The sequence below is a fragment of the Quatrionicoccus australiensis genome (genome assembly GCF_020510425.1).
GTDB classification, from domain to species: domain Bacteria; phylum Pseudomonadota; class Gammaproteobacteria; order Burkholderiales; family Rhodocyclaceae; genus Azonexus; species Azonexus australiensis_A.
The window spans coordinates 2,013,880-2,032,729 of sequence record NZ_JAHBAH010000001.1 but is presented as its reverse complement, the minus strand read 5'-3'; the positions used below and the strand labels follow the sequence as shown (position 1 = coordinate 2,032,729).

The 18,850-nt window shown below is 63.1% G+C and carries 18 protein-coding genes; 6 read left to right on the top strand and 12 right to left on the bottom strand.

The features are described 5' to 3' along the window. Nucleotides 1–41: 41 nt before the first annotated feature. The gene (gene ttcA / locus KIG99_RS09735; RefSeq protein ID WP_226459984.1) at nt 42–905 is read right to left on the bottom strand and encodes a tRNA 2-thiocytidine(32) synthetase TtcA; all 864 of its coding nucleotides are present in this window, start codon (nt 903–905) and stop codon (nt 42–44) included. A gap of 189 nt (nt 906–1,094) precedes the next feature. Here ttcA and KIG99_RS09730 point away from each other — a divergent pair, with 189 nt between their 5' ends. Together KIG99_RS09730 and KIG99_RS09725 are read left to right on the top strand one after the other, a co-directional pair. After that, nucleotides 1,095–2,264, top strand: a complete 1,170-nt coding sequence (locus KIG99_RS09730; protein WP_226459983.1) for a class I SAM-dependent methyltransferase — start codon at nt 1,095–1,097, stop codon at nt 2,262–2,264. A gap of 103 nt (nt 2,265–2,367) precedes the next feature. Next, nucleotides 2,368–2,559 carry a YjfB family protein gene (locus KIG99_RS09725; protein ID WP_226441714.1) on the top strand — a complete coding sequence of 64 codons (192 nt, stop codon included), beginning with the start codon at nt 2,368–2,370 and terminating at the stop codon, nt 2,557–2,559. Here the strand turns inward: KIG99_RS09725 and KIG99_RS09720 are convergent. After that, nucleotides 2,549–3,340: an alpha/beta hydrolase gene (locus tag KIG99_RS09720; protein WP_226459982.1), complete on the bottom strand. Its 792-nt coding sequence runs from the start codon at nt 3,338–3,340 to the stop codon at nt 2,549–2,551. The genes KIG99_RS09725 and KIG99_RS09720 overlap by 11 nt on opposite strands. A gap of 75 nt (nt 3,341–3,415) precedes the next feature. Between KIG99_RS09720 and KIG99_RS09715 the strand changes: the two genes are divergently transcribed. Next, on the top strand, nt 3,416–3,613 hold the full coding sequence (locus KIG99_RS09715; RefSeq protein ID WP_226441712.1) for a DUF2905 domain-containing protein: 198 nt from the start codon (nt 3,416–3,418) through the stop codon (nt 3,611–3,613). On the opposite strand, the gene KIG99_RS09710 is transcribed toward KIG99_RS09715, so the two are convergent. The 4 genes from KIG99_RS09710 to KIG99_RS09695 all read right to left on the bottom strand — a co-directional run bounded on the left by KIG99_RS09710 (nt 3,593) and on the right by KIG99_RS09695 (nt 9,907). After that, nucleotides 3,593–4,816 carry a multifunctional CCA addition/repair protein gene (locus KIG99_RS09710; RefSeq protein ID WP_226459981.1) on the bottom strand — a complete coding sequence of 408 codons (1,224 nt, stop codon included), beginning with the start codon at nt 4,814–4,816 and terminating at the stop codon, nt 3,593–3,595. The two genes, KIG99_RS09715 and KIG99_RS09710, sit on opposite strands and share 21 nt — an antisense overlap. 18 nt (nt 4,817–4,834) lie before the next feature. Then, on the bottom strand, nt 4,835–5,797 hold the full coding sequence (locus tag KIG99_RS09705; protein ID WP_226459980.1) for a complex I NDUFA9 subunit family protein: 963 nt from the start codon (nt 5,795–5,797) through the stop codon (nt 4,835–4,837). Nucleotides 5,798–5,878: 81 nt separating this feature from the next. Further along, a complete protein-coding gene (locus KIG99_RS09700; protein ID WP_226459979.1) occupies nt 5,879–7,939 on the bottom strand; it encodes a DUF1631 family protein in 2,061 nt (686 codons plus the stop codon). A 36-nt stretch (nt 7,940–7,975) separates the two neighbouring features. Further along, nucleotides 7,976–9,907: a lytic transglycosylase domain-containing protein gene (locus KIG99_RS09695; RefSeq protein WP_226459978.1), complete on the bottom strand. Its 1,932-nt coding sequence runs from the start codon at nt 9,905–9,907 to the stop codon at nt 7,976–7,978. A 21-nt stretch (nt 9,908–9,928) separates the two neighbouring features. On the opposite strand from KIG99_RS09695, the gene KIG99_RS09690 reads away from it, so the two are divergent. Further along, on the top strand, nt 9,929–10,507 hold the full coding sequence (locus KIG99_RS09690) for a 5-formyltetrahydrofolate cyclo-ligase (RefSeq protein ID WP_226459977.1): 579 nt from the start codon (nt 9,929–9,931) through the stop codon (nt 10,505–10,507). Here the strand turns inward: KIG99_RS09690 and KIG99_RS09685 are convergent. The 6 genes from KIG99_RS09685 to ilvA form a co-directional block, all read right to left on the bottom strand. After that, nucleotides 10,491–10,778: a hypothetical protein gene (locus KIG99_RS09685; protein WP_226459976.1), complete on the bottom strand. Its 288-nt coding sequence runs from the start codon at nt 10,776–10,778 to the stop codon at nt 10,491–10,493. The genes KIG99_RS09690 and KIG99_RS09685 overlap by 17 nt on opposite strands. Then, nucleotides 10,775–11,902 carry a MalY/PatB family protein gene (locus KIG99_RS09680; RefSeq protein WP_226459975.1) on the bottom strand — a complete coding sequence of 376 codons (1,128 nt, stop codon included), beginning with the start codon at nt 11,900–11,902 and terminating at the stop codon, nt 10,775–10,777. Before KIG99_RS09680 ends, KIG99_RS09685 begins: the two co-directional genes overlap by 4 nt. Then, on the bottom strand, nt 11,899–12,831 hold the full coding sequence (gene cysK / locus KIG99_RS09675) for a cysteine synthase A (protein ID WP_226459974.1): 933 nt from the start codon (nt 12,829–12,831) through the stop codon (nt 11,899–11,901). The genes KIG99_RS09680 and cysK overlap by 4 nt, the downstream gene beginning before the upstream one ends. Further along, nucleotides 12,828–13,631, bottom strand: coding sequence for an EAL domain-containing protein (locus tag KIG99_RS09670; RefSeq protein WP_226459973.1), 804 nt, complete (start codon nt 13,629–13,631; stop codon nt 12,828–12,830). The genes cysK and KIG99_RS09670 overlap by 4 nt, the downstream gene beginning before the upstream one ends. Before the next feature lie 14 nt (nt 13,632–13,645). Beyond that, nucleotides 13,646–14,641 (bottom strand): sulfate ABC transporter substrate-binding protein, encoded by a 996-nt coding sequence (locus tag KIG99_RS09665; protein ID WP_226459972.1) that lies wholly within the window; start codon nt 14,639–14,641, stop codon nt 13,646–13,648. Between the two features lie 100 nt (nt 14,642–14,741). Continuing rightward, nucleotides 14,742–16,280 (bottom strand): threonine ammonia-lyase, biosynthetic, encoded by a 1,539-nt coding sequence (gene ilvA, locus KIG99_RS09660; RefSeq protein ID WP_226459971.1) that lies wholly within the window; start codon nt 16,278–16,280, stop codon nt 14,742–14,744. A gap of 130 nt (nt 16,281–16,410) precedes the next feature. On the opposite strand from ilvA, the gene KIG99_RS09655 reads away from it, so the two are divergent. Both KIG99_RS09655 and KIG99_RS09650 read left to right on the top strand, forming a co-directional pair. Beyond that, nucleotides 16,411–18,426, top strand: a complete 2,016-nt coding sequence (locus KIG99_RS09655; protein ID WP_226459970.1) for a methyl-accepting chemotaxis protein — start codon at nt 16,411–16,413, stop codon at nt 18,424–18,426. Next, nucleotides 18,423–18,848 (top strand): YqaA family protein, encoded by a 426-nt coding sequence (locus KIG99_RS09650; protein ID WP_226459969.1) that lies wholly within the window; start codon nt 18,423–18,425, stop codon nt 18,846–18,848. The genes KIG99_RS09655 and KIG99_RS09650 overlap by 4 nt, the downstream gene beginning before the upstream one ends. Nucleotides 18,849–18,850: the final 2 nt, after the last annotated feature.

Below are 18,850 nucleotides of genomic sequence, written 5' to 3'. Positions count from 1 at the left end.
ATTGAAAACGCGATTATAAACGGATTGTTGCAATCCCGGCGTTATGCGCCAAACTGGATGGGAATGCTGCCGCTGATCGGCATTTCCGGGCTGTCGAAGACGATATCCCCCTCGTCGACTGCCGTATCCAGCGTCAGGCCGCGGAAGTCGAACAGCTTGTTGTCGGCGAGATGCGAGGGCACGACATTCTGCAGTGCCGTCATCACCGATTCGGTACGGCCCGGGAAGCGCTTGTCCCAGTCCTGCATCATCTCGCGGATTTTCTGGCGTTGCAGGTTTTCCTGCGAACCGCACAAATTGCACGGGATGATGGGGAATTCCATGCCGCGCGCGAACTTGGCAATGTCGTTCTCGGCGCAATAGGCGAGCGGCCGGATGACGACGTGGGCATGATCGTCGGTCACCAGTTTGGGCGGCATCGCCTTCATCTTGCCGCCGAAGAGCAGGTTGAGGAACAGCGTATGCACCATGTCGTCGCGATGGTGGCCAAGGGCGATCTTGTTGGCGCCCAGTTCCTTGGCGGTTTTATAAATGATGCCGCGGCGCAGGCGCGAGCACAGCGAGCAGGTCGTCTTGCCTTCCGGGATCTTGTCCTTGACGATCGAATAGGTGTCAGCCTCGACGATGCGATGCTCGATGCCGAGCGATTCGAAATAGCGCGGCAGGATGTCGGCCGGGAAACCCGGTTGTTTCTGATCGAGATTCATCGCGATCAGCCGGAATTTGATGGGAGCGCGCTGCTGCATGGCCATCAGCATGGCGAGCAGGGTATAGGAATCCTTGCCGCCGGAGACGCAGACCAGGATGGTGTCGCCGTCCTCGATCATGTTGTAGTCGCCGATGGCCTTGCCGGTACGGCTTTCCAGGTATTTGCGCAGTTTGAGCAGGGTGTTCGATTGGGTCATGATGATCTTTGCCGGACGGATGCTGCTGAATTTGCAGCGAAAGGCGGAGTTTACCCCGAGAAGGGCGGCAATTTTCCGTTGTTCCGGCATTGCGCGCTATCCGTCTGCCAGGCGGTCGACGAAAATAAACAGCCCGAATTCGAAAGGCGCCCGTTTTGCCGGATAAAATCCGCGTTTTTCGGAGTTGCCATGGACCTGCCTCTCCCCTCTCCCGACGCACAAGCCCATAGCGAAAAACTGACGCACGCGATCCAGCAACAGATCGTTGCCGCGTGTGGCTGGCTGTCCTTCGCCAGTTTCATGGAACTGCTGCTTTATGCGCCGGGCCTTGGCTATTACACGGCAGGTGCGCATAAATTCGGTGCGGCCGGAGATTTCATCACGGCGCCCGGAATGACCGGCCTGTTCGGGCAGGCGCTGGCTCGCCAGGTCGCCCAGATCATGGCGCAATCGGCGCCTGTCGTGCTCGAGGTCGGGGCCGGCACCGGTCGCCTGGCTGCCGATCTGCTGCTTGAACTCGAGCGTCTGGAAGCCTTGCCGGCCAGTTATTGCATTCTCGACCTGTCGGCGGACCTGCGTCAGCGCCAGCAGGCGACCCTGGCGGCCGAAGCGCCGCATCTGCTCGATCGTGTGCGCTGGCTCGATGCCCTGCCCGAAGATTTCTCCGGGGTGGTGATCGGCAATGAACTGCTGGATGCGATGCCGGCGGATATTGTGGCCTGGCGTGAAGATGGCATTTTTGCGCGCGGTGTGGCCCTGGATGCCAATGGTGCTTTCGTCTGGGAAGAACGACCGGCGACCGGTGAATTGCTTGCCGCTGCCCGCGAGATCGGCGAACAATGCCAATTGCCGCCCGGATTCGAGAGTGAAATCAGTCTCGCCTGTCGTGCCTGGGCGGCGGAATGGGGGCATCGCCTGCAAAGCGGCGCCCTGCTCCTGATCGACTATGGTTTTCCGCGCCGCGAGTTTTATCACCAGCAACGGGCGCGCGGCACGCTGATGTGTCACTACCGCCACTTTGCGCACCCGGACCCGTTCTACTTGCCGGGGCTGCAGGACGTAACGGTCCACGTCGATTTCACGGCCATTATTGCGGCGGCGCACGGCAATGGCCTGGAACTGCTCGGTTACACCAGCCAGGGCCAGTTCCTGCTCAACTGCGGCATTCTCGATCGTCTGGGCGCCCTACCGGCGGCGACGCCGGACTACATTCGCGCGGCGAGCGCGGTGAACAAACTGCTGATGCCGCATGAGATGGGCGAACTGTTCAAGGTCATCGCGATCGGGCGGGGCCTGGACGAGCATTCGTCCGAAGCACTGTGCGGCTTTGTCAGTGGCGATCAGAGCCGGCGTTTGTAGTCCGATTTTCCGAGCAATATTCGCGCTTTTGTATTTTTTATTGCTTTCCCCGGACGGGCCGCTAAACTGAAGGCCTGATCCGGATCGTCGGGAAGGAAGAAACATGGATGTCTCCTCCGTAGGAACCTTGAGTAGCGCACTGTCGCAAGCCCAGACGGGCGATGCTGTCAGTACGCTGGTGCTCAAGAAGGCAATGGATATTCAGGCACAAAACGCCATGCAGTTGTTGCAGGCGGTGCCGCAGATGCCGAACAACCCGCCGAACCTGGGCAACAGTATCGACGTCAAGGCGTGATGTCGTTCAGCCAGTCGCGCAACATGGCCGCAACCAGCGGCCATTCTTTTTCGTGGGTCACGGCGTGACCCATATTGCGGAAAATATGTACCGGTAAGCCATAGGTGTGCGCCGTTGCCTGCACCAGGAAGGCCGGCACCAGCACATCGAGTTCGGCGCCCAGGATCAGCATCGGCGGGCGATGCATGGCATGCAGGTTGGGCAGGTTGAACATCGACATGTCCCACAGCGCCCGATGCGATTCAGGCTGCATGCGGTCCAGCCAGGCGGCCAGCATGGTCGGGTCGATTTCACCGGCAAACAGCGCTTCCTTGAGGATTTCCGTATCCGGGTAATTGCCGCTCATGATGCTGTTGATGTCCATGAACAGCTGCGGCTTCTGGAACATCAGATGGAACTGGGCGGCGATCAGGCCTTGCGGCGGTACCGAGCAGACCAGCGCCGCACCGGGTACCTGATGATGCTCCAGATACTTCTGGACGACGAAGCCGCCCATTGAATGACCGACCAGAACGGGCGGCGTACCCAGCCAATTGACCACGGTATTGACGTCGGCGACGAAGTCGTTGATCGAGTGCCAGTCGATCTGGTCGATGCCGGCACTGCCGCCGTGCCCGCGCAAGGACAGCGCATAGCAGGGATAGCCGGCCTTGGCGAGGAAGGGCATGAAGGTTTCGGTCCACATCCAGCCGCCGGCAAAGGCGCCATGAACGAAGAGTACAGGCGGGCGATTCGTTTTTTTGGCAGGCAGGCAGGAAAATACTTCCAGCCCTTCAATCATTTGAGTTTTTAGCATGGCAATCTGTGGGGTTGAAGCGTGTTTAAATGCGATTTTCACCCTGCGGTGCAAGGCTCAATGTTGAAGTGGATACTGACGCTGGTCGTCGCGATTTTTTTGCTCGGGATCATCACTCCCCATCTCGCGCGTTTCATCCGGTTCGGTCAGTTGCCCGGCGACTTCAGCTTCCGGTGGCGCGGTCGTCGCTACATGTTTCCGCTGGCCACGACGATCATTTTCTCGGCTTTGCTCTGGTTAATTGCGAAAGTCATTTAGCTGCTCTTTGACGGCAGCAATGCGCGCCTGCTGGATGCGTTCCGGAATGCTCGACTTGTCGGCACAGGCGGCGGCGATTTTGCCCGCTTCGACGCGGTTGACCGCTGCCAGGGCAGAAAGCAGGCGGGCCGGACTGTCGTAGGGGCGATCTTCCCAACCGAGGCGGCCGGTAAAGTCGCACAGGCAGGTATCGAGCAGTTGCTGGAAGCGTTCCGGCCGGCGCAGGGCGTCGGTCTTTTCCAGCAATGAAACCATGGTAGCCGGTTTCAGCTCGGCCGCCCGATGAATATTGCCGTGATGTCTGGCCATCAGCAGCGCCAGGTCGCGGCAATCGTTGGGAACCTTGAGGCGGGCACACAGTTGTTCGCTGAGATCGACGCTGCGCGCTTCGTGGCCGATGTGGCGGGGCAGGATGTCGGCCGGCGTGGTTGCCTTGCCGAGATCGTGGGTCAGGCCGGCAAAGCGGACCGCTAACGGGAAGCGATGGCGGGCCGTCTGTTCGAGCACCATCATGGTGTGGATGCCGGTATCGATTTCCGGGTGGTAATCGGCGCGCTGCGGCACACCGAACAATGCATCGAGTTCCGGCAATAGCCTGGCCAGTGCGCCGCAATCGCGCAGAACCATGAACATGCGGGCCGGATGGTCTTCCATCAGGCCCTTGGCGAGTTCCTGCCAGACGCGTTCGGCAACCAGGTGATCGACTTCGCCGCTGCTCACCATGCTGCGCATCAGGCTCAGGGTTTCCGGAGCGACCGAAAATTCGTGAAAACGTGCGGCAAAGCGGGCAATGCGCAGGATGCGGACCGGGTCTTCGGCAAAGGCCGGGCCGACGTGGCGGAGGATTTTGGCCTGCAGATCCTGTTGACCGCCAAACGGATCAACCAGCGTGCCGTCGTCGCCTTTGGCCATCGCATTGATGGTCAGGTCGCGGCGGGCGAGGTCCTGTTCCAGCGTGACATCCGGCGCCGCGTGAAAGCTGAAGCCATGATAGCCGTGCCCGCTCTTCCTTTCGGTGCGGGCCAGCGCATATTCGTCCTGAGTCTGCGGGTGCAGAAACACCGGGAAATCCTTGCCGACCGGCCGAAAGCCGCGCGCCAGCATGATTTCCGGTGAAGCGCCGACCACGACATAGTCGCGGTCGGCATTGGTCCGGCCGAGCAATTCGTCGCGGACAGCGCCGCCGACGATGTAAATCTGCACGGGCGAAGCGGGCTGGATTTAGCGTCCGGCGCGGAAGCGGAAGCTGTCGAGCTTGCCCTTCGGCGTGTTCTGCGCGACGTAGGTCGGTGCAATGGCTTCGAGTGCCGTCGGTTTCCAGTCGGCCGGCGGATTGCAACTGCTGTCGCAAACGCTGTCGACCTGCATCGAGCGCAGGTTGTCCGGCGAAAGCAGCGGCTGCGGGGCCAGCCACATCAGGCCGGCCTGCAGGTAGGCCCAGCTTTCGGACAGGGCGATGATCCTTGCCGTGCTGCGGGTCAGTTCGGCGGTGTAGTCGACCAGTTCGCGCAGGGTATAAACCTTGGGGCCGACCAGGTCGTAGGCCTGACCAAAGGTGGCTTCGTTGCCCAGACTGTCGACGAAGGCATCGGCGACATCGGCGGCCCAGACCGGCTGGAAGCGGGCATGTCCGAAACCGAGCGGGAAGATCGGTGCCTTTTTCAGGACGCTGGCGAAGGTGGACAGGAAAGAGTCGCCCAGGCCGAAAATCACCGACGGCCGGAACACGGTGACGTCCAGATCGCTTCCGGCGGCGAGCACGACGGCTTCGCCTTCGCCCTTCGAGGCGAGATATTCCGACGGCGCCTGCGGATCGGCCTTGAGTGCGCTCATATGCACCAGACGACGCACGCCGCTTGCCTTGCAGGCGGCAATGATCTTCTTCGGCAGTTCGACGTGCGCATTACCGAAATCCGGGCTGTACGGGAACTGGACATCGCGGCTGTGCAGGATGCCGACCAGGTTGATCACCGCATCCTTGCCCTGCATCAGCGATGCCAGGGTTTTTTCGCAGTGGATATCGACTTCCGGCATATCGATATTGGGCTGAATGATCAGCGCCTTGGTCCGTTCGCGACGGCGGGTCGGAATGGTGACTTCGATGCCGCGTTGCGAGAGGCGATTGGCAATGTAGGTGCCGAGAAAACCGCTACCCCCCAGCAGCAAGACCTTTTTGATGTCCATGTGGAACCCCGGAAACAGAATGCGAAAAACTTGAATTTTAAGGCAATTTCAGCGTTGCTGACGCTTGTGCCGCGGCTTTTTTCAAAGAGCGGCCGGCGAATGCAGTGCCTGTTCGGCAGCCTTGTCGAACAGCGAGTCGTGCGTGCAATTGCGGGCGCTGCCTGCCTTGAGCTTTTGTTCGAGCAGATCGGGATGCATGGCGAGCGCAAAACCCCAGTCCGGATTGGCGATCAGCAGCAGACCGCTGTCCGGACTGATCTGGCAGAGCAGCCCGCAGATGGCCTGCTCCTCGATCTCGGTCAGGCGCAGCCAGGTGCCGACCGGCGGCAATGCCGTGCTGTGGCCGGGCAGCGTTGCATCGGCGCCCAGGTCGTGGATTTTCAGCAACAGCTTGTCGGTGCTCAATTCGCTGATTGCCAGGCTCTTGCCGGCGCTGGCATAAGCAGTCGGAACGGCGATATCGGCTGGATTTGCCGCTCCGCGCATGGCGGTCGTCTGCAGCGCGAAACAGGCGTCGAGGAAGCTGCTCTGGCTGGCTTCATCCAGACCGATACGTGCCATGCCGGCATTCAGGCGCTGGACCACCGCGGGCAGCATCTTGGCAAGGTGTTTGCGGTCGTCGATCTCGGTCTTGGGCTCGATGCTCCACAGCAGATCCTTGACCAGGGCGGTGTTGTCCTGCCAGAGCGTGCTTTGCTCGCCATTCTCCATCCAGCTGACGAGCAGCACCTTTTGCCAGTGCGTGCGCAAAAATGTTGCGATCACGGCCGGCACGTTCGGCGAGAGGTGTTGCTCGATGAGGTCACGGCAACGTTGCTGCGCATGTTTGCGCCGCTCGACCTGGTGCAGCAGGGGTAAATACGCCGCAGCCGAACGGCTAATCTGGTTGTCGCGCTCGGTAATCAGTGCGTTCAGTTCGCCGATCGCCTTTTCGAAAACCTTGATGTCACTGGCTGACTTGTTGCGTATTCCGGCCGCGATATTGTCGATGCTCGCACAGAGCGGATTTCCGGAGGGGGTGTCGGAGGGCAGGCCAAGGGCGGCACGGGCGATCCGGTCAACCAGCAGATGGCCCGGATGTGCTTTGTCCGTGAAAAACCGGCTGTCGAGCAGCGCCAGTTTGAGGAGCGGAATCTGCAGGCTGAACAGGATGGTCTTGATCGCCTCCGGTAGTTCCGGCTGGTCGAGAATGGCCCGGAAAATCAGCGCGATACTGTCGATGCTGGCTGCCGCAGTTGTACCACCCGGGATGCCCAACTCACTTGAACCGAGCGAGGCCGGTTGGGGCGATGCACTGTCGGCCGCGTCAAACAGGCCGGGAATGAGCATTTCCAGCGACGGGCTGGTCGCGGTTGATGAATGAACCGGTGGCAGGGTCAGTTTTCCCGAACGAGCCAGGTCATCGAGGCGGGCAAATAGCGCTTCAAATGCCGCCGGTGCGAGTTTCTCCGGTGTCGCCGTGGCCGGGCCGAGCAGGCGGCTTTGCAGGTTGGTAGCCGGAGTCGGGGCGCTGCCGGCCGGGCTGCCAGCCACCGGGGTGCCAGCCTCCGGTGTCGTGATAATGGCGGGCTGGGCCGGCGCAACATGCCGTTCGGCGAGGAAATCGTTGAGCGCTGAATACAGACCGGTCAACGACCGGGAAAAGCCAATTTCCAGGCGGTCGACACGGGCCAGGGTCTTTTCCTGGCTTTCGCCCATGCGCGCGCACAGCTCGACAATCCCCTGGGAAATGCCGCGCGGCCCGACCGGGTTGTCGGTCGTACTCAGATCCGGACGATTGAGCAGGGTCATGAAGCGCAGATAGACGCGCCATAGATCGCCGCCGGTGCTTTCCATCAGATGGGCGGAAAAATTGCCGAGGCGGATTTCCAGTTCGAGATCGCTTTCATCCACCAGCGTGATGCGCGACGAGGTCAGCCCTTTGGCGACCTCGAAACCGCTGCGCCGGCGCGTTGCCGTCATTTCGTCGTAATAGGTGCCGACCGCCTGCAGGAAGGCCTTCACGGCATTGACCGGCAGGTTTTCGACTTCGAGCAGCGCATGCTCAAGTAACTTGAGATACAGCGCACGACAGTCGCGCAGGACATGAAAGGCATCACCCGATGCCTGGGGCGTGGCAATTGTCGTGGTCAGGTCACCCATGGGGCGGTCGCATGCTGGACGAAATAAAGGTGCACTTTAGGGCAAATCGGCATCTTTGGGGGTGTCGTTGCTGCGCGGACCGACGATACCCAGCCTGGCTTTCAGTGAATCCGGCTTGCCGTTGAATAATATCGAATAATAGACGGCATTGCTCATGACCTTCTTGACGTAGTCACGGGTTTCGCTGAAGGGAATCGACTCGGCGTAAATGGCGCCTTCCAGCGCCTGATCGGCCCGCCATTTCTTGGCCCGGCCGGGACCGGCGTTATACGCGGCCGAGGCGAGCACCGGATGGTTGTCGAGATTTTCCATGACCAGGCGCATGTAGCTGGTGCCGAGCAGGACGTTGGTCTGGGCATCGTGCACCTGGCTCTGGCTGAAGTCGCGCAGGCCGATCTTCTTGGCGACCCATTTGGCGGTGGCCGGCATCAGCTGCATCAGGCCGGATGCACCGACACTCGACTTGGCACTGGTGATGAAGCGGCTTTCCTGGCGCATCAGGCCATAGACCCAGGCGTCGTCGAGCGACTGGTTCTGGGCGGCGGGGCGGACCTGCTCGCCGTAGGGCGCGAGAAAGCGTAGCGTGTAATCGTGTTCGTTTTTGGTCCGGTCAGCCGTGTTGATGGCGCGGTCCCAGATCTGGTTGCGGCGGGCGAGGTCGGCGGCGGCGAGCAGTTCGCGGTCTTCCATGCCGCGCAGCGACCAGTTCCACTCGCGGACGGCCTCGGTGCGCATGTCGAGCCGGAAAAAAGCCATGGCGCGGCGGATTGCCGGGTTGTCGCGAGCCGCCTTCTGTTCTTCGGCCGTCGCTGCCTTGGCCTTGGGCGGCGGCGTGATGGCGCGGCCGAGTTCCTCGTCGGCCAGATTGCCGTAGAAACTGGCCTGGCCGGCAATTTTCTCGAACAGGGCGTTGGCGTCGGTGGTGCGGCCGCCCGCCTTGTGGGCGCGGCCCAGCCAGTAGATCCATTCGGGCTGGGCGGCGAGTGCCGCCGGCATGGCGAGTATGGTGTTGTGGACGATGCCCCATTCCCTGGCGCGCAAGGCGGCGCGCACCTTCCACTGGTAGGCGTCGTCGGACAGGGCAATCTTGCCGGCATTCTCGTACCAGGCGACCGCTTCCGGCATGTGCTTCTTGGCGGCTTGCAGGCCGATCTGGCCCCAGGCCCACTGCTTTTCGCCATCCTGCAGGCGGCTCTTCAGCTTGTCGAGTTCGTCGGCGGCGGCCCGCGGATCATTGGTGGCGATGCGCTGGATGGCAAAAATCGCCAGTTCGCGGCCGCTGCGGCTGGCTGACCAACTGCCCGGCTGGCGGACCAGATAGCCCATCGGATTCGCGATGGCGGCGTCCAGCGTCTTGCTGTCGGGCAACTGGTTGTCCGGCAGGTAGTTCAGCGTCGTCTTCGTCCAGACTGGCCGGTTTGCTTCCAGCTGGCGGCGGGCGCGCGCCCAGACATCGTCGCTGCCCATGCGCTGGGCGACGACCAGCGCGTCAAGCACCGGCCGGCAGGGCTCGGGCGGCTCGATCTGGGTCAGCCAGAGTTTTTCTGCTTCGTCGAGGACGGCCTTGTCATTGCGGGCGAGGCGGGCCTGCTGGCTGTAACAGGTGACATCCGCTTCGGGGGCGATCAGCCGGGGATATTCGCTATCGACGTCGCTCCAGTTGGCGCGTTTGCCCAGCCAGCGGATCCAGTCGGCGCGCAGCTTCTCGGCGACATAAGTCTTGTCGTTGCGCTCAAGGAAGGCGCGCATGCCGGCGGCGTCGCCCTGGTCCATCCACATGCGCAGCCGGTAGTTTTCGACGTAGGCGGCCAGTTCATGGTTGCCGAGCTGGCTGCTGGCCCGCTCCAGCTTGTTGCGATCACCGCTGCGGAAGGCGTCACGGGCGGCGAGAAAGGCAAAGTCGTTGCTTTCCTGTGCTACAAGCGGGAGTGAAACCGCTAGACTTAATACGAATACGTGAAACTTCATGCTGGATTTGACATTTGACTAATGAATGAGCTGATCGAGGATAACACGGCCTGGCGACGGGCAATGCGGCGCGAGATGGTGGCGCGTCGGGCGGCGCTCGGCGAAGTGCAGCATGCAGCGCTGTCGGCGGCCATCGTGGCGCATCTGCTGGACTGCCTGCCATGTCCGCGCGTGGTCGCCTTCTGCTGGCCGATCAAGCATGAGCCGGATGTGCGGGCGTTGGTCGATGCCTGGGGGGCGCAGGGCGCCAAGGCGGCTTTGCCGGTGGTGGTCGCCGCAGATACGCCGCTCGCCTTTCGTCACTGGCTGCCGGGCGCCGAGCTGATCGCCGATCGCTACGGCATTCCGACGCCGGTCGCCGGAGATTTCCTGGTGCCCGACCTGATCCTGTTGCCCCTGAACGGTTTTGATGCGGCCGGCTATCGCCTCGGTTACGGCGGTGGCTATTTCGATCGCACCCTGGCGGCGCTGGAGCCGCGTCCGCTGGCGGTCGGCGTCGGCTTCGAGATCAACCGCCTGGACAGCATCCGGCCGGAAAGCCACGATCAGCGGCTGGACTGGATTGTCACCGAGGCGGGCGCCTTCAGGCCTGCCGCCTGAGACCGTAGATGCCGAGCGCAAAGAGCAGGCCGATCAGGGCCGCCAGAATGGCCTGGCGCAGATCGTAAAGGCCGGTACGCAGGGCCAGTTCGAGTGTGTAGCCGGAGTGCAGGGCGAGCAGTCCGGCGGCAAGGGTCAGCGCCAGCCAGGAACGGCGCGAGCCGCTGCCCTGCCCTTTGCGCCAAAACGATTCGGCGGCGATCCAGGCGGCGCTGGTCTGGGCGATGGCGGCGAGAAGCAGGGCGAGAACGGCGAGCAGGTAGGGATTCATGTGGTTTGGCAGGCTTTGCTGAAACGGCTGAGCGCTTCGTCCAGCGTCGCCCGGGTGCAGCCGAAATTGAGGCGCAGCCAGCCCGGCGCGCCGAAGTCGGCACCGTCCGAGAGGCCGAGGCCGTGTGCTTCGAAATGGGCGGCCGGCTTGGCCAGCCCGAGTTCGCGGACATCGATCCAGGCCAGGTAGGTTGCTTCGACATGACTCATTTTGGCTCCCGGCAGCGCGTTGACCGCTGCTTCCACGCGGTCGCGGTTGCCGGCCAGGTAGGCGACCAGTTCGCGGTGCCAGTCGGTGCAGTCGCGATAAGCCGCTTCGCAGGCGGCCAGGCCGAGCACATTGACGTGCGGCACGATGCCGTTCATGGCCCGTTCGAAACGCCGGCGCAGGCCGGGATCGGGAATGACGGCGAAGGCGCAACCGAGGCCGGGGATGTTGAAGGTCTTCGATGGCGCCAGCAGCGTGATGCTGCGCTGCGCCGCATCCGGCGACAGGCTGGCGAACGGGATGTGGCGCTTGTCGGCGTCGAGGATCAGGCCGCAATGGATCTCGTCGGAGCAGACGATCAGGTCGCGCGCGGCCGCGAAGGCGGCGAGCTCGAGCAGTTCGTCGCGACACCAGCAACGCCCGACCGGATTATGCGGATGGCAGAGCAGGAATAGCCGGCTGGCGGTCGACGCGGCAAAAAGGGCATTTTTGTCCCACTGCCAATGGCCGTCCGGGCACGCCAGTTCGACCCGGTGCAGGGCGCGGCCGGAGAAATGCGGTGCCGACAGGAAAGGCGGATAGATCGGCGTCGCCGTCAGCACGTCGCCGTCGACCGCGCGGCAGGCGACGTTCAGGCCGCTGACCAGGCCGGGCAGCCAGACCAGCCATTCCGGCTCGACCCGCCACTGATACTCGTCCTCAAGGTGGGCGAGTACGGCGTCGGTCAGCGACGGCCAGGCGCCGCCATAGCCGAAGACGCCGTGGCTCAGGCGTTGCTGCAGGCGCTCAAGGACGGCCGGCGGCGCGGCAAAGTCCATGTCCGCCACCCACAGCGGCAGGACATCGCGCCCGGCGTACTTGCTCCACTTGATGGAGTCGGAAGCACGCCGGTCGAGCGGCGTGTCGAAAATGCTCAAACCTCGAGGTGCTGGTAGAGCGGGGTCGACAGGTAGCGTTCGCCGAACGAGGGAATGATCACGACGATCAGTTTGCCGGCGTTTTCCGGGCGCTTGGCGAGTTCGAGCGCGGCCCAGGTCGCGGCGCCGGAAGAAATGCCGACGAGCAGGCCTTCTTCGGTCGCCATCTGGCGCGCCGTGCTGAAGGCGTCTTCGTTCTTGACGCGGATGACCTCGTCGTAGACGCCGGTATTGAGCACGCCCGGCACGAAGCCGGCGCCGATGCCCTGGATCGGGTGCGGGCCCTTGGCGCCGCCGGAAAGCACCGGCGAGGAATCCGGTTCGACGGCGACGATCTTGACGCCCGGCTTCTTCGCCTTGAGCACTTCGCCGACGCCGGTGACGGTGCCGCCGGTGCCGACGCCGGCGACGAAAATGTCGACCTGGCCGTCGGTGTCGCGCCAGATTTCCTCGGCTGTCGTGTGGCGGTGAACTTCCGGATTGGCCGGGTTTTCAAATTGCTGCGGCACGAAATATTTCGTATCGGCGGCGGCCAGTGCCGCAGCCTTGGCGATCGCGCCGCCCATGCCTTCGGGGCCCGGGGTCAGGATCAGTTCGGCGCCGTAGGCCTTCAACAGCAGCTTGCGTTCGCGGCTCATCGTTTCCGGCATCACGAAGGCGGCCTTGATGCCGCGTGCGGCGCAGACCATGGCCAGCCCGATGCCGGTGTTGCCGGAGGTCGGTTCGAGGACGACGGTATCGGGACCGATCTTGCCGGCGGCGATGGCGGCGTCGAGCATGGCGACCGCGATGCGATCCTTGACGCTGTGGCCGGGATTGAAGAATTCGAGCTTGGCGGCAATCGTCGCGCCACAGCCGGCGCTGACGCGGTTGAGGCGAACCAGTGGTGTGTTGCCGACCAGCTCGGTCACGTTGTTGGCGATTTTCATGTGGGGTCTCCGGTTGGGATCTGCGAATTGTAGGCGACTCTGCGCTCGTTGTGGGTTGGCCGGCAGTCGGCCGCCGGTTCGCCGAACAGGCGGCCCTGGCCGAGCTGGATGCCGGCGGCGCGCGCCGCGACCAGAGTATCGGTATTGTCGATGCCGGAAAGTTCGAAATAAAGCGGTTCCGGGCGGTCGACCGTGTCGGGCGGGCCAATTTCATTCAGGCGCACGATGGCCGGTTGCAGGCGCTGCAGCAAATCGGTGGCGAGCGCCGTCTGGCGCAGGGCGAGGCGGTAACCGCGCCGGCGGTAGTTGGCGAGTGCCGTGTCGAGGCGCTGGTCCGTGCCGATTCCGACGGCATCGATGTCGAGCACGATGTCTTCCGGCGCCAGGCCGCAGCGCTTGAGGATGGCTTCGTACACCAGGCCGTGCTGGCTTTGCACGGCGAGCAGGTGGCGCGGGTGGATGGCGAGCTGCAGGTAGCCGCCGGCGTAGCGCTGCTGCGCGAGAAAGTTGAGCGCATGCAGGGTGCGGCACAGGCGGTCGAAATGGACGATGGACTCGGGGCTGCTGCAGCGTTCGTAGGCCGTCTCCGGACTGAGCGGCGTGCCATCCTCGCTGCGCACGGCGAGCGTCGCCTGGTGCCCGACGATGCGTTCCTGCGCCAGATCGACGATGGGCTGAAAGCGCGAGGCGAGATGCAAGCCGTCATGCCAGGCGGCGACCCGCTTGCCCTCCGGGTAAAGCGTACTCTGCCCGGCACTGTCGGCGGCATTGAAATAGCGGACCAGTTCGCTGAGTGGCATGCGGCGCTCCTTTCCTACTTTTTCAGGTAAATGCGGTCGAAGCTGCCGCCGTCGGCGAAGTGCGCCTTCTGCGCCTTCTGCCAGCCGCCGAAGGTGTCGTCGATGGTGACCAGCTTCAGTTTCGGGAACTGCGCCGCGTATTTGGCAGCGACCTTGGCGTCGCGCGGCCGGTAATAGTGCTTGGCGGCGATGTTCTGGCCTTCCTCGGAATAGAGGTAGTCGAGATAGGCCTGCGCGGTGAGGCGCGTGCCGTGCTTCTCGGCAACCTTGTCGACGACGGCGACCGGCGGCTCGGCAAGGATGGACAGGCTGGGGGCGACGATCTCGAATTTGTCGCGGCCGATCTCGTTGACCGCCAGCTGCGCCTCGTTTTCCCAGGCGATCAGCACGTCGCCGAGGCCGCGTTCGACGAAGGTCGTGGTCGAGCCGCGCGCGCCGGAGTCGAGCACCGGCACGTTCCTGAACACGGCGGCGAGGAATTCGCCGGCTTTCTGCTCGTTGCCGCCCGGCTGCTTGAGGGCCCAGGCCCAGGCCGCCAGGTAGTTCCAGCGCGCGCCGCCGGAGGTCTTCGGATTCGGCGTGATGACGCCGACGCCCGGTTTGGCGAGGTCGCCCCAGTCGCGGATGTTCTTCGGGTTGCCCTTGCGGACGAGGAAGACGACGGTCGAGGTGTAGGGCGAGGAATTGTTCGGGAAGCGTTTCTGCCAGTCGGCCGGAATCAGCTTGCGCTCGACCAGGGCGTCGATGTCGTAGGCCAGGGCGAGCGTCACGACGTCGGCGTCGAGGCCGTCGCGCACCGCCATCGCCTGCTTGCCGGAGCCGCCGTGCGACTGGCGGACATTGACCTGCTGGCCGGTCTTGCTCTGCCAGTGCTTGCTGAAGGCGGCGTTGAAATCCTTGTACAGCTCGCGCGTCGGGTCGTAGGAGACGTTAAGCAGCGAGGTCTGGGCAAAGGCTGTGCCGATGGCCAGCGTAGCGGTCAACGCCGCGGAAAGGGCAAATTTGCGCATGAAAAACTCCGGTCATCGAATGATTTTGATGACCGGAGTTTAGGGAGGGCTGGTTATTCTGTAAAAGAATGGATTGTTAATTCGTTATAACAAATCTTGATTAGCCAAGAAAGAGCTTGTAGGCCGGATTCTGGCTTTCGTCCCAGTGGGCGTAGCCCAGGTTCTTGAGGAAATTCCGGAACTCGTCCATCTCGGCGGCCGGCACCTGTATGCCGACGAGGACGCGGCCGTAGTCGGCACCGTGATTGCGGTAATGGAACAGGCTGATGTTCCAGCCGGCGCTCATCTGGGTCAGGAAATTCATCAGGGCACCCGGCTTTTCCGGGAACTCGAAGCGGTAAACCAGTTCCTGCATGCCTTTTTCACAGACCTGCGGCGCATGTCCGCCGACCATGTGGCGAATGTGATTCTTCGCCATCTCGTCGTCGGTCAGGTCGAGCGCCGGGTAGCCGTGCTTGACCAGCTGTTCGACCAATTTGCCCGATTCGTGGCGGTCGACCACCTGGATACCGACAAAAACGTGGGCCTCGCTGGCCGTGTGGTAGCGGTAGTTGAACTCGGTGACGTTGCGCTTGCCGATCAGGCCGAGAAATTTCTTGTAGGCGCCCGGCTTCTCCGGCAGCGTCACGGCGAGCACGGCTTCGCGGCGCTCGCCGACCTCGGCGCGTTCGGCAACGAAGCGCAGGCGGTCGAAATTCATGTTGGCGCCGGAAGTCACGGCGACCAGGTTCTTGTCCTTCAACTTGTGCTGGCGCGCGTATTCCTTGGCGCCGGCGACGGCCAGAGCACCGGCCGGCTCGACGATGGAGCGGGTGTCCTCGAAGACATCCTTGATCGCGGCGCAGATTGCATCGGTGTCGACCAGGATGATGTCGTCGAGGTATTCCTTGCACAGGCGGAAGGTTTCCTCGCCAACGTATTTCACCGCCGTGCCGTCGGAGAACAGGCCAACCTGCTCGAGGCGGACGCGCTTGCCGGCGGCGATCGACTGCTTCATCGCATCGGCGTCGAAGGTCTCGACGCCGATCACCTTGATTTCCGGACGCAGGCGCTTGATGTAGGCGGCAACGCCGGCCGCCAGGCCGCCGCCGCCGATGGCGCAGAACACGGCGTGGATCGGTCCGTTGTGACGTGAGTGCTGGCGCAGGATTTCCATGGCGACAGTGCCTTGGCCGGCGATCACTTCCGGATCGTCGAAAGGATGCACGAAAGTCAGCTTCTCGGATTTTTCCAGCTCCAGTGCATGCGCGTAGGAGTCGTCGAAGGAATCGCCATGCAGCACGACTTCGCCGCCGCGGGCGCGCACCGCGTCGACCTTGATCGCCGGCGTCGAGGTCGGCATCACGATCACCGCCCGGCAACCCAGTTTTGCCGCCGACAGTGCCACGCCCTGGGCGTGGTTGCCGGCCGAAGCGCAGATCACGCCGCGCTTCATCTTCTCGGCCGAGAGGCTGGCGATCTTGTTGTAGGCGCCGCGCAGCTTGAAGGAAAACACCGGCTGCATGTCTTCGCGCTTGAGCAGGATCTTGTTGCCGACGCGGATGGAAAGGTTCGTCGCCAGTTCGAGCGGCGTTTCAATCGCAACGTCGTAAACCTGTGCGTTGAGAACTTTTTCCAGATAGTCGGGTACGGCGTGCATGGTGTTTTCCTGCGGGGTAAAAGACGAAATCTAGCAGCTTCCCGCGGTGTTTGTCTCTTCGGGGCATTGCACGGCGATATCCGGGGGCCCAGAATTGCCGGCTTATTAAAAAATAATCAGGAGAATCTGCATGCGCACCGGGAAGCTGGCTACCCGAGTTGCGATCACTGTGGCGGGCGTTTGTGGCCTGGCCTTTGCGATCGTGGCAATTTTTTCGTTGTTCACCTTTTCACGCGCCGAGCGGCTGAGTGCCGAAGAGGCGGCGCGCGGTCAGGTTTCGGCCGTCGTGGACCTGCTCGAACTGACCGCCAAGACGCACGAAGCGGCTGGCCGCAAGCGCATGGGTGTTCTCAAGATGATGCTGGGCGATACGCTGAAGTCAGCGGACGCGACCGGCGAGAAGGATGCTTTCGGCCTGCCCGTCTATCGGGCGGGCGGCGAAGTGGTCAATGGCAACGAAAAGCTGATGCTGCGCTGGAAGGAGCTGCTGATCGCCGAGCCGGCCTTGCTGTTGTTCAACGACAAGGGCGAGATGGTGCGGGCGGCGACGCTGCTCAAGGACAAGGACGGCAAGAGCATGGTTGGCAAGCCGATTGCCGCCAATACCCCGGAAACGAAGACGGTGCTTGAAGGTAATGAATGGTCGGGCGTCGTCCAGCGCAGTGGCAAGTTTTACGTCAGCGCCTTCCTGCCGATCAAGAATGGCCAGGGCAAGGTGGTTGGCGCCTGGTCGGTGCGTTCGAATGTCAGCGACGACATGGCGCGCCTGAATGAAACCCTGAAAGGCATGAAGTTCGGCGATACCGGCTATCCCTACGCGATCAAGGTTGAAGCGAACGTCGAAGACAGCTATTTCACGCTGCATCCCAAGCTTGAGGGCAAGAACACGAAGGAAGTGAAAGGCCCGATGCTGATGCTGGCCAGCGAAATGTCGGCCAAGGCGGAAGGAACGATTGTTTATCCCTATACCGACGAGAGCGGCAGGGAGCGCGAGAAGATCGTCGTCTTCAAGCGTTCGCCGGCCTGGGGCTGGACGGTGGCAGGTGGTACCTGGATCGACGAATACAACAAGAACGCCGCCGCGATGCGCTGGCAACTGGGCCTTGCCTGTTTGCTCGGTGCCCTGCTTTGCGCCATCGCCGCCTGGGTCGCCGCCAACCGCGGCCTGGCCGGGGTGATGCCGGTGGCGGAGGGGGTACGCCGGATGGGGGCGGGCGATTTCTCGCAGGCGATTCCGCCGGCCCACTGCGAAATCGGGGTGATTGCCAGCGAAGCGAATACTGCCAGGGAAAACATCGGCGGCCTGGTGCGCAACATCGCCCGCTCGTCGACCACGGCCTTTGCTTCGGCCGAGTCTCTTGAGCGTGCCGCCCAGTCGGTGGCTGCCGCGGCCGAAGAGCAGTCGGCGTCAGCCAGCGAACTGGCGGCTGCTGTCGAGCAATTGTCGGTGAGCATCACCCATACGGCCGATCAGACCCTGCATTCCGAAAAGGCGGCGAACGAAACACTGGCGCTGGCACGGCAAGGCATGGCGGCAGCGACCGCGGTCAGCAGCGAAATGCGCAAGATTGCCGAAGAAACGGCCAGCGCCGAAGCCCTGATGGCACAACTGGCAGGCAATGCCCGGGAAATCGCCGGCATGGCCGGGTCGATTTCCGAACTGGCCGACCAGACCAACCTGCTCGCCCTTAATGCGGCTATCGAAGCCGCCCGCGCCGGCGAGGCCGGGCGCGGCTTCGCCGTGGTGGCCGATGAGGTACGCAAGCTGGCGGAAAAATCCGCGCAGTTCACGGCGCAGATTACCCAGACCGTGTCCGCCACTTCGTCCGGTACCGCCAGTGCCGCCGAGAATGCCAAGCAGATCGCCGGTCAGGCCAGGGAGGCGTCGCGCCTCGCCGCCGAGGCCGAAACTGCTCTGGAGGCGATTGCTGAATCGGGCCGCCGCTCGGTCGAGGCATCCTCGGAAATCGCCAGTGCCGCGAACGAGCAGGGCACGACCAGCCATGCCATCGCCCAGGCCGTCGAGCGCATTGCCCAGTCGGCCGACTCGAACAGTCTGCAGGCGGGCAGCCTGCTCAGCGAGGTGCGCGCGCTGGAAAACGTGGCGCGCTCGCTGGAGCAAAGCGCGGCCAGTTTCCGCACTTGACCCTGCCCGAGTTCGATCCCGCTTACGGGCTGTGGGGCCTCGGCCTCTACAGCCTGCTCGCGGCGACGTTGTTGCCGGGTGGCTCCGAGCTGGCCCTGTATGCCTTCCTGCGCCAGGAGCCGAATCTGGTTTTTGCCGCGCTGGGCGTGTCGACCGTTGGCAATACGCTGGGCGGCATGCTGTCGTGGTGGGCCGGGCGCTATTTGCCGCGCTGGCAAAAGCTTGAGCGTCTGCCTTATCTGGCGGCGTTCCAGCGTTGGGGCAGTTCCGTCCTTTTGTTGTCCTGGCTGCCGCTGGTTGGCGATGCCTTTTGCGTTGCCGCCGGCTGGCTGCGTCTGCACTGGTTGCCCTGCTGCCTGTTCATGGCGATTGGCAAGTTTGTCCGTTACTGGCTGGTGGCGCAGACGGCCTTGCCGCACTGAGA

Coding starts and splice junctions, on each gene's coding strand:
- ttcA (WP_226459984.1), bottom strand. CDS start 905: ATGACCCAATCGAACACCCTGCTCAAACTGCGCAAATACCTGGAAAGC.
- KIG99_RS09730 (WP_226459983.1), top strand. CDS start 1,095: ATGGACCTGCCTCTCCCCTCTCCCGACGCACAAGCCCATAGCGAAAAA.
- KIG99_RS09725 (WP_226441714.1), top strand. CDS start 2,368: ATGGATGTCTCCTCCGTAGGAACCTTGAGTAGCGCACTGTCGCAAGCC.
- KIG99_RS09720 (WP_226459982.1), bottom strand. CDS start 3,340: ATGATTGAAGGGCTGGAAGTATTTTCCTGCCTGCCTGCCAAAAAAACG.
- KIG99_RS09715 (WP_226441712.1), top strand. CDS start 3,416: ATGTTGAAGTGGATACTGACGCTGGTCGTCGCGATTTTTTTGCTCGGG.
- KIG99_RS09705 (WP_226459980.1), bottom strand. CDS start 5,797: ATGGACATCAAAAAGGTCTTGCTGCTGGGGGGTAGCGGTTTTCTCGGC.
- KIG99_RS09700 (WP_226459979.1), bottom strand. CDS start 7,939: ATGGGTGACCTGACCACGACAATTGCCACGCCCCAGGCATCGGGTGAT.
- KIG99_RS09695 (WP_226459978.1), bottom strand. CDS start 9,907: ATGAAGTTTCACGTATTCGTATTAAGTCTAGCGGTTTCACTCCCGCTT.
- KIG99_RS09690 (WP_226459977.1), top strand. CDS start 9,929: ATGAATGAGCTGATCGAGGATAACACGGCCTGGCGACGGGCAATGCGG.
- KIG99_RS09685 (WP_226459976.1), bottom strand. CDS start 10,778: ATGAATCCCTACCTGCTCGCCGTTCTCGCCCTGCTTCTCGCCGCCATC.
- cysK (WP_226459974.1), bottom strand. CDS start 12,831: ATGAAAATCGCCAACAACGTGACCGAGCTGGTCGGCAACACACCACTG.
- KIG99_RS09670 (WP_226459973.1), bottom strand. CDS start 13,631: ATGCCACTCAGCGAACTGGTCCGCTATTTCAATGCCGCCGACAGTGCC.
- KIG99_RS09665 (WP_226459972.1), bottom strand. CDS start 14,641: ATGCGCAAATTTGCCCTTTCCGCGGCGTTGACCGCTACGCTGGCCATC.
- ilvA (WP_226459971.1), bottom strand. CDS start 16,280: ATGCACGCCGTACCCGACTATCTGGAAAAAGTTCTCAACGCACAGGTT.
- KIG99_RS09655 (WP_226459970.1), top strand. CDS start 16,411: ATGCGCACCGGGAAGCTGGCTACCCGAGTTGCGATCACTGTGGCGGGC.